This is a genomic window from Corallococcus sp. CA054B (assembly GCF_003611625.1).
Taxonomy (GTDB): Bacteria; Myxococcota; Myxococcia; order Myxococcales; family Myxococcaceae; genus Corallococcus; species Corallococcus coralloides.
The window spans coordinates 1-2691 of the sequence record NZ_RAVY01000367.1 but is presented as its reverse complement, the minus strand read 5'-3'; the positions used below and the strand labels follow the sequence as shown (position 1 = coordinate 2691).

Sequence of the window (2691 nt, the reverse complement as noted above, 5' to 3'; positions counted from 1 at the left end):
TCTCGTGGGCTCGGAGAGGTGTATAAGAGACAGGTCCCCAGGGACGCCACCCAGCTGTCCACCCGTCCCCCGGTGACGCAGGCGCCGCAGGTCCGCGCGCGCAGGGACTGATCCGCGACGTGGCGGCGGCAGGAGGCCCAGCACTCGGAAGCGACCGTGCCAGCCCGGGAGGGGCTGGCCGCCAGCAGGAGGACCAGGAGAAGGAGGCGGGACACGCTCCGGACACTCTAGCGCACCCGGCCCATCCTTTCCGTGCGGGTCTCCTTGCCTTTTCCGGCCCGCTGCGCCATACCCCCCCGACCCTCTGAAGATTTCCAGATTGCATCCAGCTAGGCGGAAGGAGGTGACTGCATGCCCGGTATTCGAGTGAAGGAAGGTGAGTCCATCGAAAGCGCTCTCAAGCGCTTCAAGAAGGCCACCGAGAAGGCCGGAATCCTTTCCGAGATCCGCAAGCGCGAGCACTACGAGAAGCCTTCCGTGAAGCGGAAGAAGAAGGCCCTCGCCGCCAAGAAGCGCGCTGTGAAGAAGGCCCGCAAGTCGTACTAAGCAGGCCCGCAGTGAGGAGCCGGGGCTCCAGCAGTCAGGTGCCCTGGCTCCCGCCGTCCCATCCGCTGGCGCGGCGACCCTTTTCCCCGCCCGTGAGGAATCCCGACATGACCACCCTGAAAGAGCGCCTGACCGCGGACCTGAAGGACGCGATGAAGGCCAAGGACGAGCTGACCCTGAGCGTGGTGCGCATGCTCAAGAGCGCCGTGAAGTACAAGGAGGTCGAGCCGGGAGCCAGCGAGCTGGACGACGCGGGCATCCAGCAGGTCATCGCCACCCTCATCAAGCAGCGCCGCGACTCCGTCGAGCAGTTCAAGGCCGGAGGCCGCCCGGAGCTGGCGGAGAAGGAAGAGCAGGAGATCTCCGTCCTGCAGCGCTACCTGCCCCAGCAGCTCACCCCGGCAGAGCTCACCGCCGCCGTCCAGGCCGCCATCGCCGAGGTCGGCGCCAAGGGCCCCAAGGACATGGGCGCGGTCATGAAGAACGTGAACCCCAAGGTCCAGGGCAAGGCCGAGGGCAAGGCCATCTCCGAAGAAGTGAAGGCCCAGCTGGCGAAGCTGTCCTGAAGCACCCGTGATTCCAGGGGAAGGGGCGCCGGGAGTGTGTCCCAGGTGCCCTCCCCACCCCGGGCTCGAAGCGGATTTTTTGATCCCTCGCCCGCTGCCCATTAAGCGCTGATCCTCAAGGCCTCTTCCGCCCGTCCCCCACTCCGGGAGGCGAGCGGGCAGCCATCAGGAGTGCGCGCCGTGTCCCAGCTTCCGTCCGTTTGCGTCAGAGGGGGCCGTCAGGATGGCGGGCGGAAGGCCGCGCTCATGCGGATGGATGGAGGGGCGTCGTGATTCCGGAGCACAAGATCCAGGAGGTCCTCGACCGCGTGGACATCGTGTCGCTGGTATCCCGTCACGTGGAACTCAAGAAGGCCGGCCGTGAGTTCAAGGGCCGCTGCCCCTTCCACCAGGAGAAGACGCCGTCCTTCTACGTGGTGCCGGAGAAGCGCTTCTATTTCTGCCACGGCTGCCGAGCGAGCGGCGACGCGGTGTCCTTCATCCAGCGCTACCTGGGCAAGACGTTCCAGGACGCCGTGCGCGACCTGGCCCAGGAAGTGGGCATCGACCTGGAGGCCGCGCAGGATCCCGGCCTCAAGGAGCGTCAGCAGGTCAAGGAGGCCACGGACTTCGCCGCGGAGCACTTCCGCGGCCTGCTCTGGCACGAGGATGAAGGCCGCGCCGCGCGCGCCTACCTGGCCAGCCGTGGCGTGTCGGAAGAGGTGGCCCAGGGCTTCGGCCTGGGGTGGGCGCCCGCGCAGTGGAGCCTCCTGGCGGACCGCTTCCAGAAGAACGGCATGCTGGAGTGGGGCCTGAAGGCAGGGCTCATCACCAAGCGGAACAGCGGGGATGGCTGCATCGACTTCTTCCGCAGCCGCCTGATGGTGCCCATCCGCGCGCCGGAGGGACGGCCCATCGCCTTCGGCGGCCGGCTGGTCGCGGCGGAGGACGGGCCCAAGTACCTCAACTCGCGCGAGTCCCGGCTCTACAACAAGAGCGAGACGCTCTTCGGCATGGACCAGGCGCGCGACGACATCCACAAGCGCAAGACGGCCGTGCTCGTGGAGGGGTACTTCGACTGCATCGGCCTGCACCAGGTGGGCGTGCGCAACGCGGTGGCCCTGTGCTCCACCAACCTCACCGCCGGGCACCTCCAGGTGCTCAAGCGCGCGGAGGCCCGCGACCTGGTGCTGCTCCTGGACGGAGACTCCGCGGGCCTCGCCGCCGTGGAGCGGCTGGCCGGTCCCCTGCTCGCCGCCGGCGCCCCCACCCGGGTGGCGCTCCTGCCGCAGGGAGATGACCCGGACGTGTTCGCCCGCCGCGAGGGCACCGACGGCGTGGAGCGTCTGCTGGAGGGCGCCCAGCCCCTCACCGCCTACCTCTTCGCCACCCTGCTCCCCGCGGGCAAGCAGGCGAGCTTCGAGGAGAAGATGTCCGCCCTGGAGCGGCTCAAGCCCGTCACCTCCCAGGTGCCTCCGGGCCTGACGCGCTCGGCGCTCATCAGCGCCCTGGCGGGGCACTTCGGCTGGATGCCGGCGCAGATTGAATCGTCGCTCCAGTACAAGCCGCCCCCCACCCCCAAGCCCTCCCACCCCAACCC

General features: G+C 68.7%; 3 protein-coding genes. All 3 read left to right on the top strand.

The window, feature by feature from the left end; all coding sequences use genetic code 11:
* Positions 1-351: 351 nt before the first annotated feature.
* Positions 352-546: a 30S ribosomal protein S21 gene (rpsU, locus tag D7V80_RS40640; protein ID WP_014395136.1), complete on the top strand. Its 195-nt coding sequence runs from the start codon at positions 352-354 to the stop codon at positions 544-546.
* A 107-nt stretch (positions 547-653) separates the two neighbouring features.
* Entirely contained in the window at positions 654-1112 is a 459-nt protein-coding gene (locus D7V80_RS40635; protein ID WP_014395135.1) for a GatB/YqeY domain-containing protein, read from the top strand.
* Positions 1113-1381: 269 nt separating this feature from the next.
* Positions 1382-2691, top strand: a 1310-nt coding sequence (dnaG, locus tag D7V80_RS40630) for a DNA primase (RefSeq protein WP_120593112.1), incomplete at its 3' end; no start/stop codon positions are given.